18 protein-coding genes are annotated in these 18,956 nt (G+C 44.3%); 12 read left to right on the top strand and 6 right to left on the bottom strand.

The annotated features are described in order from the left end of the window. Positions 1–181: 181 nt before the first annotated feature. Positions 182–2,317: a S9 family peptidase gene (locus tag BLT07_RS12790; protein ID WP_091869887.1), complete on the bottom strand. Its 2,136-nt coding sequence runs from the start codon at positions 2,315–2,317 to the stop codon at positions 182–184. 191 nt (positions 2,318–2,508) lie between these two features. On the opposite strand from BLT07_RS12790, the gene BLT07_RS12785 reads away from it, so the two are divergent. Together BLT07_RS12785 and BLT07_RS12780 are read left to right on the top strand one after the other, a co-directional pair. Further along, positions 2,509–2,838: a YbaB/EbfC family nucleoid-associated protein gene (locus BLT07_RS12785; protein WP_091869273.1), complete on the top strand. Its 330-nt coding sequence runs from the start codon at positions 2,509–2,511 to the stop codon at positions 2,836–2,838. Between the two features lie 72 nt (positions 2,839–2,910). Beyond that, a complete protein-coding gene (locus BLT07_RS12780) occupies positions 2,911–3,852 on the top strand; it encodes a LysR substrate-binding domain-containing protein (protein WP_091869271.1) in 942 nt (313 codons plus the stop codon). Positions 3,853–3,883: 31 nt separating this feature from the next. Here the strand turns inward: BLT07_RS12780 and BLT07_RS12775 are convergent, their stop codons facing one another. Then, the gene (locus BLT07_RS12775; RefSeq protein ID WP_091869269.1) at positions 3,884–4,081 is read right to left on the bottom strand and encodes a hypothetical protein; all 198 of its coding nucleotides are present in this window, start codon (positions 4,079–4,081) and stop codon (positions 3,884–3,886) included. 153 nt (positions 4,082–4,234) lie between these two features. Here BLT07_RS12775 and BLT07_RS12770 point away from each other — a divergent pair, with 153 nt between their 5' ends. Both BLT07_RS12770 and BLT07_RS12765 read left to right on the top strand, forming a co-directional pair. Next, positions 4,235–5,503 (top strand): D-alanyl-D-alanine carboxypeptidase/D-alanyl-D-alanine-endopeptidase, encoded by a 1,269-nt coding sequence (locus BLT07_RS12770; RefSeq protein WP_091869268.1) that lies wholly within the window; start codon positions 4,235–4,237, stop codon positions 5,501–5,503. A gap of 109 nt (positions 5,504–5,612) precedes the next feature. Then, complete coding sequence (locus tag BLT07_RS12765) at positions 5,613–7,166, top strand: M81 family metallopeptidase (RefSeq protein WP_091869266.1); 1,554 nt, start codon at positions 5,613–5,615, stop codon at positions 7,164–7,166. Here BLT07_RS12765 and BLT07_RS12760 read toward each other — a convergent pair. From BLT07_RS12760 to BLT07_RS12740, 4 genes are all read right to left on the bottom strand, one after another. Then, on the bottom strand, positions 7,163–7,579 hold the full coding sequence (locus BLT07_RS12760; protein WP_091869264.1) for a response regulator: 417 nt from the start codon (positions 7,577–7,579) through the stop codon (positions 7,163–7,165). The genes BLT07_RS12765 and BLT07_RS12760 overlap by 4 nt on opposite strands. A gap of 89 nt (positions 7,580–7,668) precedes the next feature. After that, the gene (locus tag BLT07_RS12755) at positions 7,669–8,322 is read right to left on the bottom strand and encodes a DUF2461 domain-containing protein (protein ID WP_091869262.1); all 654 of its coding nucleotides are present in this window, start codon (positions 8,320–8,322) and stop codon (positions 7,669–7,671) included. A 199-nt stretch (positions 8,323–8,521) separates the two neighbouring features. Beyond that, positions 8,522–9,319: a TIGR00266 family protein gene (locus BLT07_RS12745; protein WP_091869258.1), complete on the bottom strand. Its 798-nt coding sequence runs from the start codon at positions 9,317–9,319 to the stop codon at positions 8,522–8,524. 111 nt (positions 9,320–9,430) lie between these two features. After that, positions 9,431–9,886 carry a DUF4442 domain-containing protein gene (locus tag BLT07_RS12740; RefSeq protein ID WP_091869256.1) on the bottom strand — a complete coding sequence of 152 codons (456 nt, stop codon included), beginning with the start codon at positions 9,884–9,886 and terminating at the stop codon, positions 9,431–9,433. A gap of 133 nt (positions 9,887–10,019) precedes the next feature. Here BLT07_RS12740 and BLT07_RS12735 point away from each other — a divergent pair, with 133 nt between their 5' ends. The 8 genes from BLT07_RS12735 to BLT07_RS12700 all read left to right on the top strand — a co-directional run bounded on the left by BLT07_RS12735 (position 10,020) and on the right by BLT07_RS12700 (position 18,922). Further along, positions 10,020–10,502: a DUF4870 domain-containing protein gene (locus BLT07_RS12735; RefSeq protein ID WP_091869254.1), complete on the top strand. Its 483-nt coding sequence runs from the start codon at positions 10,020–10,022 to the stop codon at positions 10,500–10,502. A gap of 274 nt (positions 10,503–10,776) precedes the next feature. After that, on the top strand, positions 10,777–11,106 hold the full coding sequence (locus BLT07_RS12730) for a PadR family transcriptional regulator (protein WP_091869884.1): 330 nt from the start codon (positions 10,777–10,779) through the stop codon (positions 11,104–11,106). Positions 11,107–11,193: 87 nt separating this feature from the next. Then, a complete protein-coding gene (locus BLT07_RS12725; RefSeq protein ID WP_091869252.1) occupies positions 11,194–13,011 on the top strand; it encodes a PspC domain-containing protein in 1,818 nt (605 codons plus the stop codon). 198 nt (positions 13,012–13,209) lie between these two features. Then, a complete protein-coding gene (locus BLT07_RS12720) occupies positions 13,210–13,941 on the top strand; it encodes a head GIN domain-containing protein (protein WP_091869250.1) in 732 nt (243 codons plus the stop codon). A gap of 109 nt (positions 13,942–14,050) precedes the next feature. Then, entirely contained in the window at positions 14,051–15,061 is a 1,011-nt protein-coding gene (locus BLT07_RS12715) for a dipeptide epimerase (RefSeq protein ID WP_091869248.1), read from the top strand. After that, on the top strand, positions 15,058–16,110 hold the full coding sequence (locus BLT07_RS12710) for an aminotransferase class I/II-fold pyridoxal phosphate-dependent enzyme (RefSeq protein WP_245726539.1): 1,053 nt from the start codon (positions 15,058–15,060) through the stop codon (positions 16,108–16,110). The genes BLT07_RS12715 and BLT07_RS12710 overlap by 4 nt, the downstream gene beginning before the upstream one ends. Before the next feature lie 140 nt (positions 16,111–16,250). Further along, positions 16,251–17,939 (top strand): gamma-glutamyltransferase, encoded by a 1,689-nt coding sequence (ggt, locus tag BLT07_RS12705; protein ID WP_091869881.1) that lies wholly within the window; start codon positions 16,251–16,253, stop codon positions 17,937–17,939. A 77-nt stretch (positions 17,940–18,016) separates the two neighbouring features. Beyond that, on the top strand, positions 18,017–18,922 hold the full coding sequence (locus tag BLT07_RS12700) for a serine hydrolase (protein ID WP_175455329.1): 906 nt from the start codon (positions 18,017–18,019) through the stop codon (positions 18,920–18,922). The last annotated feature ends 34 nt before the right edge of the window (positions 18,923–18,956 follow it).

The raw sequence follows: 18,956 nt of genomic DNA, 5'->3' as shown, positions 1-18,956 counted from the left end.
TTGGAATCCCCTAAAATAGCTAGAGTTTGGTCAATTCTTACTGCAAAATTACTAATTATTTTGGAAAGCTTGCTTCTGAAACGGGAAAAAACGCCACTTGCGCTATGTGCTGTGCGCTGCACGCCATTCTCGGATACCGAAAATTGCGTATAGCTTACGACGCTGAGTTCTGAGCACAACCTCAAATCTTCCCTTCCAGATCCAATAAAAATGCATATTCCTTGGCTACTTCCTTCAAGGCTTCAAACCGCCCGGAAGCCCCGCCATGACCGGCATCCATATTTATATCGAAGAGCAGCTGATTGGTATCGGTCTTGACCTCGCGCAGTTTGGCCACCCATTTTGCGGGCTCGAAATACTGGACTTGCGAATCGTGCAGCCCCGTAGTTACCAACATATTCGGATAGGATTGTGCCTTGACCTGATCATAGGGCGAATACGATTTCATATAGTCATACGATTCCTTTTCATTGGGGTTGCCCCATTCATCGTACTCACCTGTAGTCAAGGGAATCGAATCATCGAGCATTGTAGTAACCACGTCTACAAAGGGTACCGCGGCAATAATTCCATTGTATATTTCGGGTGCAATGTTCACGACGGCGCCCATCAAAAGTCCACCGGCAGAACCGCCCATGGCATACAAATGATCACCACTGGTATAGCCTTCCGTAATCAAATATTTGGAGCAATCCACAAAATCGGTGAACGTATTCTTCTTTTTCAACAATTTACCGTCTTCATACCAGGGTCTGCCCAGATACTGCCCCCCCCTAATATGCGCGAGCACATACACAAAGCCCCTGTCCAAAAGGCTCAAACGGACCGTAGAAAAATAAGGGTCGATGGTGGCGCCATAAGATCCGTAGGCATATTGTAAAACCGGGGTGTCTTTGCCCAATTTTGTATCCTTATGGTATACGACAGACATGGGTACTTTCACGCCATCCCGCGCCGTGGCCCATATACGTTTCTCCACATAATTGTTCTTGTCGAACTTACCGCCAAGTACTTCCTGTTCTTTCTTAACTTCCTTTTCTTTCGTACGCATATTAAAATCGATGACTGAAGTCGGGGTAGCCATGGAAGTATACCCATATCGTAGCGTCTCGGTATCGAAGTCCGGATTTTGGCCGACGCCCGCTGTGTAAGTCTCGCTGTCAAAGGGCAGATAATAACTATCCGAACCGTCCCATCTGACAATCTTGATTTTGTTGAGTCCGTTTTCACGTTCTGAAAGCACATAATACTCCTTGAAAATATCGATGTCCTCCAAAAGAACATCCTTTCTATGCGGAATAAACTCCTCCCATTTATCCGAAGCCGTTTGCGCCTCACCGACTTGCATCAATTTAAAATTGGTCGCGCCATCCTTATTGGTCAGTACATAAAAATGGTCGTCATAATGCGAAATACTGTATTCAAGACCCCTTGTTCTGGGCGAGAACATTTTGAATTCCCCGTCTGGCTGGTCGGCACGTATGACCTGATATTCAGAAGTTAAGGTGCTGTACGAACCAATAACAATGTATTTCTTTGATTTGGTTTTGTAGACAAACGTTCCGAAGGTATCATCCTTTTCATGAAAAATCAGTTCGTCATCTTCAGAAGAAGTACCTAGTTTGTGCTTGTAGATTTTATCCGATCGCAGGGTTATCGGATCCTTTTTGCTGTAAAACAGAGTTGTATTATCGTCCGCCCAGACCGAGCCACCGGTCGTATTCTCTATCCTATCTTCATAAATTTCCCCGTTCCGTAAATTTTTTATTTGGATGTGATACTGCCTTCTAGAAACCGTATCCACACCGAAAGCGGCCAGCGTATTATCGGGGCTCACAGCGATGCCCCCGATACTGAAATAATCGTGCCCCTCGGCCATTTCGTTACCGTTGAACATAATTTCCTCCTTCGCCTCTAAACTTTCCTTTTTTCGGGAATAGATGGGATATTCCTTTCCCGTCTCATAACGGGTAATATACCAGTAACCTTCCTGTTTATAGGGTACCGACTCATCATCCTCCTTAATTCGGGATTTCATTTCGGCAAAAAGGGAATCCTGAAAAATCTTGGTATGCGCGGTCAATGTATTGTAGTACGCATTTTCCGCTTCAAGATGGGAGATGACCTCGGGGTTTTCCCTATCCTTCATCCAATAATAATCATCTACCCTGATATCGCCGTGCTTTTCCAGTTTTTCGGGAATCTTTTGAGCTACGGGCGCGGTAACTTCCTTCATAGTATTTTCTTGGCTGTACATTGAGCCGGCAAATGTAAAGAATAGCGCCAAGATTGTTTTGTATTTAATGGATATGTTCATCTTTGACACTTTTCGTTGGATTGTAAAACGGCCTTTCGCCATTTACCATAGGCTATACGCCTTTCGCCTTGGGGCTTTAAATGACCATTAAGAGTATTGCGATACGCGTACGAAGGTAAAGCGATAGACGTATAGCCCTAATCAACCGACAATTTAGTAAATTTGGACACATAAATTTAAAAAATAGGATTATGTTCGGAGATATGATGGGAATGATGGGGAAACTCAAGGAAACCCAAGAAAAGGTGGCCGCTACCAAAAAACGATTGGATACAGTTCTGTTGGATGAAAGTTCTGCGGAAGGTCTCGTAAAGGTTACCATAACCGCCAATCGAAAAGTGAAGGAAATCAAAATTGACGAAAGTTTACTGGAGGATAGGGAACAATTGGAGGATTACCTGATACTGACCCTTAATAAAGCCATCGAAAAAGCGACCCAGGTAAACGAAACTGAACTGGCCGCTGTCGCTAAAGAGGGAATGCCCAATATTCCCGGGATGGATGCGCTCTATGGCAAATAACTAGTACAAGCTACAACAACGATAGTTTCTATCGCCTGTTTTCCTATTTTTATCGGCTGAACTTATTTTGCTATGACTATCACACAATTGCAGTACGTACTGGCCGTTGCCGAGTACCGGAACTTTACCTTGGCGGCCGAAAAAAGCTTTGTGACCCAACCGACCTTAAGCATGCAGGTGCAAAAGCTGGAAGATGAGCTGGATGTATTGATTTTTGATCGCGGCAAAAAACCGATAGCCATTACCGAGGTAGGCAAAAAAATCGTTGCACAGGCCCAAAATATTGTGAACGAGGCCCACCGCATCAAAGATGTAGTAGACCAGGAAAAGGGATTCATCGGTGGCGATTTCAAGCTCGGAATCATCCCTACGGTCATGCCTACCCTACTGCCCATGTTCCTAAAAACCTTCATTAACAGATATCCCAAAGTAAACCTGATAATCAAGGAACAAAATACCGAGAGCCTTATCCGCAACTTGCAAGACGGCCATTTAGATGCCGCCATTGCCGCAACACCCCTCGAAATCGAGTATATTAGGGAACGCCCCCTGTATTATGAACCTTTCGTCGGCTATGTGCCGAAAAACCATCGGTTGGCAAAGGCGCAAAAAATAAACCCAAAAGACCTTGACATCAACGACATACTGCTCTTAAGGGACGGCCATTGTTTTCGTGAGGGGATTATCAACCTTTGCGAGGTTCCGCAGAATTTTGAAAATGCAAATTTCCATCTGCAAAGTGGCAGTTTCGAAACCTTGGTCAACTTGGCCGACGAGGGTTTGGGAATGACACTTTTGCCATTTTTAAATACGCTGGTACTTGATGATGAAAAGAAAAAAAATCTACGGTATTTCGAGAACCCCTCCCCTGCTCGGGAAGTCAGCCTTATCTATCATAAAAGTGAGCTGAAAATACAGATTACGGAAGCCTTGAAGGATGTAATATCGGCGATTGTAAGAGGTGCAATCGCTTTTCAAGACGTGAAAATCATCAGTCCAATAAGCAAAAATTAAAAAGCCCCTCGAAAATCGAAGGGCGGTTAGATTAAGCTTTTATGTAAACGAGGCTGTTTTGAAGTTCCGGTTTGTCCGTTATGAACTGTTTTAACCAGCTTTTGAGTTCTTCGATTTCCTCGGGAAGCAATCTTGAAATCGCTTTTTCCAGTTCCTTGCAAAATAGTTTTACATCAAAACTGACTTTTTTGAGTACCGTTTTAGAGTACTCAAGCATGCTGCTAGCCATATTCAAAATGTTTAATTAATTAGGTTGTTATGAGTATATCTCATGCATAAAGTTAAACAATAAAGCCTGAAATATGTTGTAGACGTCTAGTTAAAAGTTCGCCAAAGTCTTGTTAAACGCCCTATCTTTGGTATTCCAAACGAATAAAAAACAATGAAAAAAATTGTATTCGGTTGCACCGTCCTATTATTTTTATTTGGATGTGCGAGTGCTAAGAGAACCCTACAACGTTCGACCAAAACCATTCTGGAATCACCATTTTTCGATAATCAATTTACGGGATTTCTATTGCTTGATGCCGACTCGAACGATACGCTCTACCACCTCAATAGCACCAAATATTTTACCCCGGCGAGCAATACCAAGATTTTCACCCTGTTTACGGCCCTCCAGTTTTTACCGGACAAAATTCCCGCGCTGAAGTATCTGATCGAAAACGACACCCTTTATATTGAAGGTACTGGAGACCCCTCTTTTTTACATCCCTATTTTAAGGATAGCACAGCGTTAAACTTCTTGCGCGGACATAAAAATATTGCTCTTTATCTCAACAATTTTGAAGAAGATAAGTTCGGTCCCGGATGGTCTTGGGCCGATTATGAATATTATTACCAGCCCGAAAGAAGTCCGTTGCCCCTCTACGGCAACGTAGCGACCCTACATAATACGGATGTACTGAAGGTGGCCCCATCTTATCTTCTGAACAAAGTGGTTCCAATCAATTATAAGCTACAACGAGAACCTGAGAAAAACGTTTTCTATTTTGGGAAATTCCGCAAAGACACCGTTGAGATTCCCTATAAAACGGATTCCACCTTAACAAGGATGCTTTTGCAGGATGTATTGGGGAAAAAGATCCGGATAGCCGACCATATGCCTATTGGGGAAAAGCAGGTTTTATACAGCCTTCCCTCCGACTCCCTCTACCGGCGGATGATGCACGTAAGCGATAATATGGTTGCGGAGCAACTTTTATTGCTGGCCTCCTCCACCCTGTCCGACACGCTTAATGGCGGAAAGGTGCGGGACTCCGTCTTGAACAATCAACTTTCCGATCTTAAACAAACACCCCAATGGGTCGATGGATCGGGCCTGTCACGATATAACCTATTTACTCCGGAATCCATAGTACACGTACTGCATAAATTGTACAAGAAAATACCGAAAGAACGCCTTTTTGATATCTTCCCTACCGGAGGCGTTTCCGGAACCCTGGAGCGCTGGTACCCCGGTGATCCAGAGCCCTACCTCCACGCCAAGACCGGAAGTTTGGGTAACGTACATTGCGTGAGCGGCTATCTGGTAACAAAATCCGGAAAGACCCTGATCTTCAGTTTTATGAACAACCATTTTCGCCACCCCAGCTCGGAAGTGAAAAAAAGGATGCAGGATATTTTTGAGGAGATTCGGGATACTTATTGAGGTAGAAGGGACTACATGGTATTCCAAAAAGATTGAATTTGCAATGGAGATACCCTCATATGGGTAAAATTGCTATTTTAAATTATCTTTGAGATTGAAGAACTTGATTATGAAAAAACGATTCCTATTCGCCATACTCCTCCAATTCGCCACCGTTACGGTATTTGCGCAATCCGAAAAACTTCCTCGCATTGCCATTGCCGGCCTCGGCATAGAATCGAGCACGTTCTCCCCTGCCCAATCGACTGAAGAAGCCTTTCACGCCAGAACGGGAGATTCCATTTTTAGCAGGTACCCTTTTATGACGGCGGGTTCAAACGAGAGAACACGCGCGGAATGGGTACCCATATTGGTGGGGAAATCCCTGCCGGGTGGTATCGTTACCCGGGAGGCCTATGAGTCGCTTACGGGGCAAATCTTAAAAATGCTTGAGGAAAATGGACCGTATGACGGACTTTTTTTTGACATCCATGGGGCGATGAGCGTGGTGGGTCTCGATGACCCGGAAGGGGATTTGATCAAGCGCATCCGTGAAGTCATCGGTACGGAACCTTTGATTTCTACTTCGATGGATTTGCACGGCAATGTATCCGAACGTTTGGCAAAGCACTCCGACCTGATTACGTGTTATCGCATGGCGCCCCATGAAGATGCCAACGAATCTAGACAACGCGCGGTTGATAATCTATTGGATCGCCTTGAAAGTGGAAAAGGAAAACCGAAATACAAGGCGTATGTTCCCGTCCCCATTCTGCTGCCCGGCGAGATGACAAGTACCCGTATCGAACCGGGGAAAAGTCTGTATGCCGAAGTTCCAAACGTCGCGAATCAAGAGGGTGTGATCGATGCCGCGATTTGGATTGGCTATGCCTGGGCTGATGAACCGCGCAACCATGCGGTAGTTATGGTCACAGGAGACGACAAGGAAAAAGTGGAAAATGGCGCGGAAAGACTGGCGGAAAGCTTTTGGGATGTACGAGAATCTTTTGAGTTCGTGGCACCGGTCGCGCCGCTCAACGAAAGTCTGGACATGGCCCTTGCCAGTGATAAAAAGCCATTTATGATTAGTGACATGGGTGATAACCCGACGGCAGGCGGCGCTGGCGATGTTACTTGGACCTTAGCAAAAATTCTGGCCCGGCCGGAATTCAAGTCCGAACAAGGACCTTCATTGATCTATGCCTCATTGCCAGGACCTCAACTCATCAAAGAAGCCGTCAAAGTCGGGGTCGGTGGAAAAGTCAGCGCTCCGGTCGGTGCCGAAGTTGACGACCGATTTGCACCACCGATTCCATTATCCGGTACGGTTGAAGCCATCAAGCAAGGTGATGTCGATGCGGAAACCGAAGTGGTCGTAAAGGTCGGAAGCGTTCACGTCATCGTGACCAAAAAGCGGAAGCCCTATCACCATACAAGTGATTTCACAGATTTGGGACTGCAACCTAAAAAATCGGATATCATCGTGGTGAAAATCGGCTACCTCGTTCCCGAACTTTACGACATGCGTGGGGACTGGATTATGGCACTAACCCCCGGCGGCGTAGACCAAGATCTACAACGGCTTGGCTATAAACGAATCAAAAGACCCATGTTTCCTTTAGATAAAGACATGAAAGAACCAGATCTTAGTGCCAAGATGATACCGGCTTCGGATACCCTTTAGGGGTTAACAGTCAACAACGTCCGATCCATATCGATTCTGGAAAGCGGTTTGTCATAATGACCGATAATGGCCGTATGTTCCTTGGCCTGCATCCGGTCTTTAGAATTCGAAAAGGCCGAAAGTACGTAGACTTGGGTTTTCTTGCGCGCTTCCGAAATTTTGGCAAGTTGTTCCAAAAACTGCCATCCGCTCATTCCGGGCATAATCAAATCTAAAAAGATGATATGGGGTAATTCTTGTCCATCCTGTTTATTTTTATAGTAAGCTTGCAAAGCGATTTCCGCGGTATCAAAATCGAAGACTTTGGCGTTACTTCCAGATTGTTTTATCCGATATCGGGTTGCATATAGCGAAACCAGGTCATCGTCAATAATCCAAATAACTAAAGGCGTTTCAAAAACTTTTTTTCTCAATGGTGTACAAAATTTGGCAGGTTGGCTTTACTATAAATCGCAGCTTTTAAACAATATTTAACTAACGTCCGAATTTGCTTCTTATTGTATCAAACGGTAACCGCCTTGTTCAGATAGCGACGAAAAGGAAGTATTTCTTGGTACACTTCGATTACCTTATCCTGAAAATCAGAATCCATCACCTCTTTTTGCGTCACCTGTCGGGTCACTGCAAAACTCTTGTGATTCAGTAGCGCGATGTGTTTATGGTCGGCAGGATATCCCTTGGGAGAGGTCTTTAACGGATTGTCATCTATCAGGCCGCCAAACATTTTCCTAAAGGATTTTTTATCCAAAACCTTTTGAAAATCGTCACCATTATAATCAATCGCATCGCGGATACTTTTTAGCACTTTGGTACCGGGATGCCAATATCCACCGCCCATAAACGATTCGTTGGTACCGATATGGATATAAAAATCTCCAAATTTATTGGGATTGTCCAAGCCCGCCCCGAAATGGTTTTTATAGGTAGGTTTATTTGGATGGTACATCAGATTATTATTGATACGGTTCAGGGCCTTCTTTCCCGGTTTGGGTGTGTAGTCTTTATCGACTTTTTGTAGCTTGATATTCAATTCCTCGATCCAGGAGGCGAACCAATCCCGGTTTTCGTGATACCGTTTTCGGTTGTCATCCATCCAGTCTTTGGAGTTGTTCTTTTCAAGCTCACGGAGGAAATCGTATAGTTTATTGAAACTCATTTATTGGAGATTAATAGTTAATGGGAACACGCAATTGCGAGCCGTTTTTTGGCTCCGCCAAGAAAAGGCGTGGCAATCTGTTGAACTTGGTCAAGAAGGCGAAAAATGCGATACGCTGTGCTCACTCTGGTTCAAAAGATAAAAATCAAGTCGCCATTTGTGTTCCTGTTCAAAAGATGGCTTCGCTTCGCTCGCAATTTTAGAAACGATTATCCCCGTCCAGCAAATCACCTAATCCGCCTAAAATACTGCCTTCGCCTTTATCCTTTCCGCCCCTTGGGATGGAGGCCAGCACCCGACCGGCCAATCGACTAAAGGGCAAGGATTGAATATAAACGGTTCCGGGACCCCGTAAGGTAGCAAAGAAAAGGCCTTCCCCACCAAAAAGAGTATTTTTGATACCTCCCACAAACTCGATATCGTAATCGACCGTTTGGGTAAAGCCAACGATGCAGCCCGTGTCCACTTTTAAAACTTCGCCTTCGACCAATTGTTTCTTGGCCAAAGTACCTCCCGCATGTACGAACGCCAGTCCATCACCTTCCAATTTTTGCATGATAAAACCCTCGCCACCGAAAAGGCCGCGGCCTAATTTCTTTGAGAATTCAATACCTATGGACACGCCTTTTGCCGCGCATAGAAAAGCATCTTTCTGGCAGATAAACTTCCCTTGAACTTCCGAAAGGTCGATAGTTAAGATCTTTCCCGGATATGGTGAAGCGAAACTGATCTGCTTCTTGCCCTGCCCCGCGTTAAGAAAAGCAGTCATAAAAAGGCTTTCACCCGTCAGAACTCGTTTTCCGGCCGAAAAAATCTTGCCTAAAATTCCTTTTTCTTGATTGGAGCCGTCTCCAAAAATGGTATCCATATCAATACCGGAATCCATCATCATAAAACTCCCCGCCTCAGCGACCACCGCCTCGTTCGGGTCCAACTCAATTTCGACGTATTGCATTTCCTCGCCAAATATTTTGTAATCTATTTCGTGTGCGTTCATTTTGAAAAAAGTTTATAAGTTTATATGTTTAGGAGTTTATCAACAGAATATTGGTAGCGAAAATAAGATTTTGTTACAAAATAAATTCAAGGCATGTTGAAACTTTATGATCTAACCTTTAACCCTTACCGTCCACTCAAAATTAAAGGTTGAAACGACCACCCCGTCTTCGTTCACGCCGATGGACTTCATCCAAAAAGTCTGCCCCTCACCTGTTCCCACAGTCTCATCGATGGCTTCCTGAATCAAATGGCCATCCTCACAAGTAAACGTAATTCTCCCAGTAGCTTTTTTTGAAAAATTCGCATTGTTATTTTGAACAAGCATGGAAATCTTTTTCCCGCTCTCCCGTATTTGATTGATGACCATGGCTCCCGTACTCAGCTCCGCGGCCATGCCCTGAACCGCCCAGAACATCGAATTAAAAGGGTTCTGGTTTCGCCATCCGTACTTCACGGCAACCACACATTGCTGCTCGGTAATGGATTTCACTCTAACTCCGGTCCACCAAGCAGCAGGTAATTTAAAAAAAGTGAACTTGTTGAATTTTTGTGCTGTAACGCCCATTATGGTTTGTGGTTTCCTCAAAAGTAGCCAAAATTAACGAAGTTATAAATGTTAATATTTTACTAAATTACAGTACTTTGTTTTGCATAGTACCTTCTTTTAGATATATATTTGCATAAGAAACTAATATCCAATGGAAACTACTTTGACCAAACATGAGCGAAATCTAGCCGCGGCAATCCATGCCTCCACCTTTTCGAAATTCTTTATTCCCTTTGGAAATTTTATCATTCCATTGGTATTATGGACAGCCAATAAGGAGGAGTATCCGTTTGTGAACCAAAACGGAAAGCAGGCGCTGAACTTTCAAATCAGTCTACTACTCTACTCCATCGTACTTGGTTTTATAAGTATTCCTTTTTTTATAGGGTTCTTTCCCGACATTTTTGATATCGGGTTTTTCGGGTTCGACCGGCTGAATAATTACAACAATTTGAATATCCATTTTGATAGCGACAACTTTAATTTTAGATCCTGGTTGTTGCCTTTAGGTATTGCAGGATTGGTTCAGGGCACTTTATTTATCGTGAATATCGTCTATACCATTTTAGCGACAATCCGTACGAACGAAGGACAGGTATTCGAGTATCCAATAACCATTAAGTTTATTAAATAGTGGAAAAAGAACAGTGAAAAGTGAGCAGTGAACAGTGGAAAGTGGAAAGTGGAAAGTGGAAAGTGGATAAGAAATAACGGCAAGTAATCAGTAATTAATCCCATCGGGTTCTCATCACACCCCTTAAATCTAAACAGGAGTTTATTCATCAAATCGAAAAACGAACACCGAACTTAAATTCGGTACTAGCAGTCAATCTATGCAGGCAAAGGCCATACATCAAAAACCGCGTTCCCCCGATTCAGCGGAACTGCATAAAAAGCAAAAAGAAATTATGAACGTAGAAAATACAAAGGCACAAATGCGCAAAGGGGTGCTGGAATACTGCATTCTGGCCATTCTTAATGGAAAGGACAAGTATGCTTCCGAAATTCTGGATACCCTCAAAGACGCCAAGATGCTCGTAGTCGAGGGTACCATTTATCCCCTCTTGACCCGATTAAAAAATGCAGGCCTGCTCAGCTACCGCTGGGAGGAATCCACTTCGGGGCCGCCCAGAAAATACTATGCCTTGACGGAGACCGGTATTCTATTTTTGAAAGAACTGGACAACACCTGGGACGAACTGAGAACGGCCACCAATTTGGTGACACAGAATAAATAAGCTGGTAAAAACGTAAATCAATCAACAAATAGACCCTGTGCTTCGACCGCCCCCAGCATAAAAGTTCAGGAGAAAAGAATCAAAAAAATGAACAAGACAGTCAATATAAACCTCGCCAACAGGCTCTTTCATATCGATGAAGGGGCGTACCTAAAGATGCAGCGTTATCTGGAATCCGTAAAACGTTCTTTTGCGAACACGCCGGGAAGCGACGAGATTCTGGCCGATATAGAGGCCCGAATCGCCGAACTTTTTTATGAAAAATTGGAAAACGAGCGACAGGTCATTACCCAAAAAGAGGTGGACGAGGTCATCGCCGTCATGGGACAGCCCGAAGATTATATCGTCGACGAGGATATCTTCGAAGACGAGCCCCGATCGAATGAACGCACGGCCGAACCTAAAAGGTCAAGAAAACTCTATCGCGATACCGACCAGAAATATGTGGCCGGCGTTTCATCGGGATTGGCCCATTATTTCAATATAGATTCGCTATGGATCCGATTGTTATGGATTATTCTCACCATCGGTTCGAGCGGCGGATTCATTCTGATTTACGGTCTTCTCTGGCTTTTGGTACCCGAAGCGGTCACAACCTCCCAAAAGCTCGATATGCGGGGGGAGGATGTCAACATCAGCAATATAGAACGCAAGGTCAAGGAAGGCTTTGATGATGTTGCCCAAAAAATTAAGAGCGTCGATTACGAGGGGGTCGGGAACAGGGTAAAAAGCAGCGGCAAGACCTTTTTTGATACCGTAGGCGATGTCATCCTATTCCTCTTTAAAATTATCGGTAAATTCATAGGCATCCTGTTGATCATCATCGGTGCCTCGACGATTATCGGTCTCTTTATCGGTATGATTACGGTAGGCATCGCCGATGCGGTCAATATACCCGGCCTTAACCTATACCAAGTAGTCGATGCCAGTAATATGCCCATCTGGTTCGTATCACTGTTAGGCTTTTTTGCCATCGGTATTCCCTTTTTCTTCCTACTTTATTTAGGATTGAAAATTCTGGTCAACAACCTGAAATCCATTGGAAGCATTGCGAAATTCTCCCTACTCGGCCTGTGGTTGATATCGATAATACTGCTCATCGTCTTCGGTGTTCGGCAGGCGACCGCCCGGGCGTATTCCGATGTTGTGGAAAGTAAGGAACAACTGGTTTTTCAAGATCTGAACGACACCTTGAGCATTGATATCGCCTCGTATGACCGTGCCTATAGAAACAAACGAACGATAAAGATGGGCGATGGAAGAACCATTAGCCGCAACGAAGCAGGTGAAGAGGTCATTGTTCTTGACGATGTACAGGTCTATCTTGAAAAATCAAAAGATACCCTCGCCCACATCGAAATGATAAAGGAATCGGACGGTTCTTCATTCGATAGGGCCGAGGAACTGGCAACTGCTATTGTTTATGATTATGAAATAGAGGGCAACACCCTATTTTTGAACGATTTTATCACTACGCCGCGGGAAAATAGGATGATGGACCAAGAAATACGTGTCAATCTGATGCTTCCAGAGGGTACGGTACTGGATTTCAGGAACGAATCGAACTACCGTTGCTGGCGTTTCCATTTTGACAATGACAGGAATTTAGGAGGATGTGATTTACAGGAGTTTACATGGAAAATGGGTGCCGACGGTGAGCTGGAATGTCAGGGATGTCCCGAATCGGAAATAACGGATACCCCTGAAAAAAATAAAATTAGTATTAATAAGGATGGCGTGGATATCGATATTCAAGAGAATGGCGAATCTTTCAAACTTAAGATCAATAAAGAGGGCATCAACCTAAAAGCAAAGGAAAACGAGAATGACGGAGACAATGAAATCCATATTAATCGCGAAGGAATGGATATCGATTTGCAGGGGGAAGTGGATTCTTTGAATTAGCATCACCGAAATTTACGATCCAGCAACTAAATCCAACAATTCAAGACTAAAAACTATTAGAAAACAATCATAATAAACACCTTTACATCAATCGAAAAACAAGTAGTAATCAAAGCTGTACAAATTCTGGTAAATGCTAAAACCCTTAAAATTTCGGGGTATTAGATACGGAAACGAGTTCAGCATAAAACAAGCATCATGACAACTTTAGTACGTATTGCGGTAGCCGCATTGGTAGCCTTATTTTTATCTTCCTGCGGATTCGACATCAACCTTGGGGACTTCACGACCGGCAAAAAAGGAAACGGCAAAATAGTAACCGAAACCCGTGAAATTACCGAGGATTTTACCGAGGTCTCCGCTTCGGAAGGCCTAATGGTCTATGTAACCCAAGCCAATGACTTTAATATCGAGGTCGAGGCTGACGATAATATCATCAATCTGATCGCCACGGACATCAAAAACGGAAAGCTCCGCATTCACGCCCGTGAGAATATCGGCAATGCTACCAAGAAAGTCTACGTGTCCTTGCCCGAAGTGACCGCTTTAAAAAGTTCAAGTGGATCACATTTGCAAGGAGAAAGCATCGTATCAAGTGATCGACTCGAAGTCGACGGTAGCAGCGGTGCCCTGATTGAATTGGAATTGTCGGTCGACAACCTTGAAATCGATGCCAGTAGCGGGGCGAACCTGACTATTTCCGGAGATGCCGAGTATGCCGAAGTAGATGTCAGCAGCGGTGGCAATATCAACGCGAAAGACCTAAAGACCAAAAGTTGTAACGCCGATGCCAGCAGCGGTGGCAACGTTAAGATACAAGTCTCCGAAGCGCTGACCGCCGATGCCAGCAGCGGAGGAAATATTGGATATTCGGGGAATCCGAAAGTACAAAATAAGAAATCACTTTCGGGAAGTGTCCATCATTATTAATTATTGATTCCATAATCAATCGGGAGTATGCTCAAAAGACTTCCCAATTAGACCTGTTAGGTTTTTGAAACCTGACAGGTCTTTTGCTATCTTCGTAAAAACGATTTTAATGCAGCTAAAATTTAAAAAATACACCCTTCCCTTAAAGCATACCTTTAGTATTTCCAGGGAATCCCACGATTTTCAGGATACGTTGATCGTATCGCTTTCTTTGGATGGGAAATCCGGATTCGGTGAAACCACTTCCAATCCCTATTATAAAATTACGATGGAAAGCCTCTCCGATGAAATCGAGGCGGTTCGCGGCGATATCGAAAACTTCCGGTTCGAAAAGCCGGAAGCCTTCCATCAATTTCTTTCGCAGAAGAACCTCTCCAATTTTGCGCTCTGTGCCCTAGATTTGGCGGCACACGATCTCTACGGAAAACTGTTGGGCAAACCGCTGTATGAAATTTGGGGAACGACCATTGATCATTATCCCATTACAAATTATACCATCGGTATCGCATCCATAGAAAAAATGCGCTCCAAGATGCAGGAAACCCCATGGCCCATCTATAAGATAAAACTGGGTACGGAAGATGACGTGGCCATTGTAAGGGAACTCCGTAAACATACCAGCGCGGTGTTTCGAGTCGATGCCAACTGTGCTTGGACCGCCGAAGAGACTATCGAAAATGCGCCCTTGCTAAAAGATTTGGGAGTAGAGTTCTTAGAGCAGCCGCTGAAAGCCGATGATTGGGCTGGCATGGAAAAAGTAATGCATAAAAGCGTATTGCCCGTTATCGCGGACGAAAGCTGTATTGTGGAAGCCGATGTCGAAAAATGTGGACTGCACTTCAACGGCATCAATATCAAGCTTACCAAATGTGGCGGCCTTACCCCTGCCCTGCGCATGATTCAAAAGTCAAAAGAATTAGGACTAAAAACCATGGTCGGCTGTATGACGGAATCCACCGTCGGCATCTCGGCCATTGCCCAGTTGCTGCCGCAGCTCGATTATGTTGATATGGACGGGCCACTGTTGATCAAAGAAGATATCGCAGACGGAATCCAAATTCTGGAGGGTGGGAAACTGATTTTCCCCGAATTGGGAGGAAGTGGCGTAACCTTAAGATGATGGCACAGTATATCGATTCCTTTCCGGGCCGTGAGATTTTGATAAATGGAAAAAAACACCTGTACTTTGGGGGTACTGCCTATTTGGGCCTGCAGACCGATGAGGCCTTTCAGGATCTTTTTATTAAAAACATCAAAAAGTACGGTACCAACTATAGTGCCTCCCGTAAGTCGAACATACGAATGTCGATTTTCGAAAAAACCGAACACTACTTGTCCCGTTTGGTAGGAACGGAGGCTTGTGCTATCGTATCCTCCGGTTATTTGGCCGGACAATTCGTGGCCCAGACCCTAAACACGAAAGCACACCGTTTTTTTTATGCGCCCAACACCCATTCCGCCCTTTATCCCGTCCAAACCAAATCCTACACCACATTTACAGCCCTAAACATTGCCATCAGGGAACATTTGCGGTCCCAGCCCGGAAAAACTCCCGTAGTCTTTTTGGATACCATCGATTTTTCGGGCTGTAACTACCCCGATTTTGACCCTTTACAACTATTACCATTAGCCCAAGTTATACTGGTCGTCGATGATTCGCACGGTATTGGTATCGTTGGTAATAACGGAAGTGGCGTTTTTGGGATTCTTTCAAAATTGCCCGTAAAAGAATTGCTAGTGTGTTGTTCGCTCGGTAAAGGTTTCGGTATACAAGCGGGAGCCGTCTTCGGTAAGAAAAAACGGATATCAGAATTAAAGGAAACTGCCTTTTTCGGCGGTTCAAGTCCCGCAGCCCCTGCGGCACTGGCAACGCTGTTGGATGCAGAAATAATATATTCGGGGAAAAGAAAACAACTGCAGAACAATATCGCCTTATTCTTACGTAGCCTTAAAAATCCAAAGAAATTCAGTGGCATGAAAGACCATCCCGCTTTTAGTTTTTCAGATGTGCAACTCACGGAATATCTAGCGCAAGAAGGAATCATTTTGACCAATTTTCCGTATCCTGATGAGCATTCCCAACTTATGAGCAGAATCGTTCTCAGCGCCCATCATCGCAAACAGGATATTATAAGGTTGACCGATTTGCTCAATGAGCAGCGGGTTTGAAATAGTGTAAAATACAAAATTAAGGTAGCTAGGGCTGGCCGATTTTCTGACCAGGACCATATAAATTTACGAGCACTACCCTTGCTGAGCCATCGAATTGTTCTAAAATTGAAAAAACATAGCAAATGCTAATCAGTATCATGAAAAACTTTCGCTACAAAAGCGCCAGCCTCTTTTTGGTGGCACTACTAACGCTCACAACTTCATGGGCGCAAACCCATGGTAAACAGGGTATGGTCGTTTCCGATAATGCCTTGGCATCACAGGTGGGGATCGATATTCTAAAAAAGGGAGGCAATGCGATAGATGCTGCCGTTGCCACCGCATTTGCGCTCGCAGTCGTTCACCCCCAGGCCGGCAATATCGGTGGCGGCGGTTTTATCGTTTTTATGGATAGCTCCGGCAAAACAACAACCATTGATTTCAGGGAAAAAGCTCCCTTGCTCGCCACACCCGATATGTTTTTGGACGAAGAGGGCAAGCTTGTCGAAGGGAGTAACCATAATGGACTAAAATCAGTGGGAGTTCCAGGAACAGTGGCGGGACTCTATCTGGCACATGGCAAATACGGAGTATTACCTTGGAAAAAATTGGTGCAGCCCGCTATCGATTTGGCCAAGAAAGGGGTCGTTCTTTCCTATACGCTTGCGTCCCATGCTAAAAATATTCAATCGGGCCCGTCCCCGGATTTTATTAAAAATTACTTTACCGATACCGAGGGGAGGTTGCTTGAATATGGAGATGTATGGGTACAGAAAGAACTGGCAAATACCTTAAAACAGATTAAAAAACACGGTAAGGACGGATTTTATAAAGGCAAAGTAGCTCAAGAAATCGCCGATTACATGAAAAATAATGGCGGACTTATTAGCCTTGAAGACCTGGAAAAATATACCGCTATTGAACGCGAGCCAATGAAAGGCACGTATCATGGCTATGATATTTATTCCATGCCCCCGCCCAGTTCTGGAGGTGTAGCCCTCATCGAAATGATGAATCTGATGGAGCAGGCCAATCTTGATTCCGTAGCCTTCAATTCCACTGCTTATGTGCACCTTGTGGCCGAAACCATGCGAAGGGCCTTTGCCGATCGGGCCGAAAATCTAGGCGATCCCGATTTCAATCCTGATCTGCCACTTGATAAATTGACTTCGAAGGAATTTGCTAAAATGCGGTATGGCAATATCGATTTTGATAAGGCCACCGTAAGTGATTCCACTAAATTCGCACAGCTCTATGACGGAACTAATACCACGCATTTATCCGTCGTCGACAAAGACCATAATGCCGTATCGCTTACCTATACCCTGGAACAGTCCTATGGATCCGAAATGGGTTCCTCGAAACTAGGGTTTATCTTCAACAATGAAATGGGGGACTTCAACCCTCAACCAGGGTATACGAACAGCAGTGGACTGATTGGAAGCGACCCCAACCTCATTCGCCCCGAAAAACGGATGCTTTCGAGCATGACACCAACTATAGTCGGCAAGGACGGGAAACCCTATTTGGTTATTGGGAGTCCCGGAGGCAGAACGATTATCAACACCGTTTTTCAGACCGTGCTGAACGTTTTGGGGTACGAAATGCCCATCAAGAAAGCGATAGAAACGATGAAGATTCATCACCAATGGCTGCCAGATCAACTGGTCTACGAAAAGGATCTGCTTTCCCCGGATACCCAAAAGTCCCTTGAAAAAATGGGACATAAAACGAGAGGAGTGCAAAACTTAGGTCGACTCATGGGTATTATTTATGACCCTAAACTGAATATGTATATCGGCGCTTCCGATTCATCGAGTCCGGATGGAGCGTCGATTGGGTATTGAAATTAAAAATCTGCGTGCGGGATACACGTCCCAAGTACACAACCTGGCTGCTGACAGGCAGGAGATTCAAAAAAATTATGAGGTGGTTAATAATTAAAAGGACTTATTTTTTCCTGTTTCTAGGTCTTCTTGGGGCTTGTCGGGAAACATTGTCCAAGGCAGAGAATTTCGAAAAGACGGTCCTATCCCAAATCGATTCTATTGATGGCGATGTGGCCGTGGTATTTTATACCCTCTCCGATCCGAAAGACAGCCTATTTATAAATGAGAACGAGAAATTTCATGCCGCCAGCACGATGAAAGTCCCGGTTATGATAGAGCTGTTCAAACAGGCCGAACAGGGGAAAATAGATTTGAACGATTCGATACTATTGAAAAATGAGTTTAAAAGTATTGTTGACGGTAGTTCTTACAGCATGGACGTCAGTGACGATAGTGATGATGTCGTTTATGGCCAAATCGGGTCTAAAGTAGCCCTTAGAGATTTGATGTACAGTATGATTACCGTAAGCAGCAATCTGGCTACCAATGTGTTGATTGAACTGGTCGGCGCAAAAAAGGTCACCGGGACCATGAGAGATCTGGGAGCCGAAAATATTGAAGTTTTAAGAGGCGTCGAAGACCAGAAAGCTTATAATCAAGGTTTGAGCAATTCGACGACCGCCAAAGACCTACTCTTAATTATGGAAGGCATCGCTGACGGTTCCGCAGGCACACCGGAAGATTGTGAAATCATGATAGCTATTTTAAAAGAGCAGCAGTTTAACGATATCGTTCCTTTTTATTTACCCAAAAACGTGAGTGTAGCCCATAAGACTGGATCAATTACAGGGGTCCATCATGATACGGCCATCGTATTTCTACCGGATGGCCGCAGCTACATCTTAGTTTTACTTTCTAAAAATTTAGAGAATTTTGATAAGGGTACGGAACAGTTGGCCGGGATATCTAAGACGGTTTATGATTATATGATGGATCAATAATTCTCTGGGAAACGGTTTTGTAAAGCATACTATA

It is taken from the genome of Pricia antarctica, from assembly GCF_900101815.1.
Classification (GTDB): Bacteria; Bacteroidota; Bacteroidia; order Flavobacteriales; family Flavobacteriaceae; genus Pricia; species Pricia antarctica.
Note: the sequence above shows the minus strand (reverse complement) of the source record. Positions and strands in the feature narration are given on the sequence as shown.

Excerpts from the sequence above, each read along its gene's own strand:
- BLT07_RS12700 (WP_175455329.1), top strand. The coding sequence starts at position 18,017 with ATGAGGTGGTTAATAATTAAAAGGACTTATTTTTTCCTGTTTCTAGGT.
- BLT07_RS12790 (WP_091869887.1), bottom strand. The coding sequence starts at position 2,317 with ATGAACATATCCATTAAATACAAAACAATCTTGGCGCTATTCTTTACA.
- BLT07_RS12775 (WP_091869269.1), bottom strand. The coding sequence starts at position 4,081 with ATGGCTAGCAGCATGCTTGAGTACTCTAAAACGGTACTCAAAAAAGTC.
- BLT07_RS12720 (WP_091869250.1), top strand. The coding sequence starts at position 13,210 with ATGACAACTTTAGTACGTATTGCGGTAGCCGCATTGGTAGCCTTATTT.
- BLT07_RS12745 (WP_091869258.1), bottom strand. The coding sequence starts at position 9,319 with ATGAACGCACACGAAATAGATTACAAAATATTTGGCGAGGAAATGCAA.
- BLT07_RS12735 (WP_091869254.1), top strand. The coding sequence starts at position 10,020 with ATGGAAACTACTTTGACCAAACATGAGCGAAATCTAGCCGCGGCAATC.
- BLT07_RS12785 (WP_091869273.1), top strand. The coding sequence starts at position 2,509 with ATGTTCGGAGATATGATGGGAATGATGGGGAAACTCAAGGAAACCCAA.
- BLT07_RS12780 (WP_091869271.1), top strand. The coding sequence starts at position 2,911 with ATGACTATCACACAATTGCAGTACGTACTGGCCGTTGCCGAGTACCGG.
- BLT07_RS12715 (WP_091869248.1), top strand. The coding sequence starts at position 14,051 with ATGCAGCTAAAATTTAAAAAATACACCCTTCCCTTAAAGCATACCTTT.
- BLT07_RS12740 (WP_091869256.1), bottom strand. The coding sequence starts at position 9,886 with ATGGGCGTTACAGCACAAAAATTCAACAAGTTCACTTTTTTTAAATTA.
- BLT07_RS12730 (WP_091869884.1), top strand. The coding sequence starts at position 10,777 with ATGAACGTAGAAAATACAAAGGCACAAATGCGCAAAGGGGTGCTGGAA.
- BLT07_RS12765 (WP_091869266.1), top strand. The coding sequence starts at position 5,613 with ATGAAAAAACGATTCCTATTCGCCATACTCCTCCAATTCGCCACCGTT.
- BLT07_RS12755 (WP_091869262.1), bottom strand. The coding sequence starts at position 8,322 with ATGAGTTTCAATAAACTATACGATTTCCTCCGTGAGCTTGAAAAGAAC.
- BLT07_RS12725 (WP_091869252.1), top strand. The coding sequence starts at position 11,194 with ATGAACAAGACAGTCAATATAAACCTCGCCAACAGGCTCTTTCATATC.
- BLT07_RS12710 (WP_245726539.1), top strand. The coding sequence starts at position 15,058 with ATGATGGCACAGTATATCGATTCCTTTCCGGGCCGTGAGATTTTGATA.
- ggt (WP_091869881.1), top strand. The coding sequence starts at position 16,251 with ATGAAAAACTTTCGCTACAAAAGCGCCAGCCTCTTTTTGGTGGCACTA.
- BLT07_RS12770 (WP_091869268.1), top strand. The coding sequence starts at position 4,235 with ATGAAAAAAATTGTATTCGGTTGCACCGTCCTATTATTTTTATTTGGA.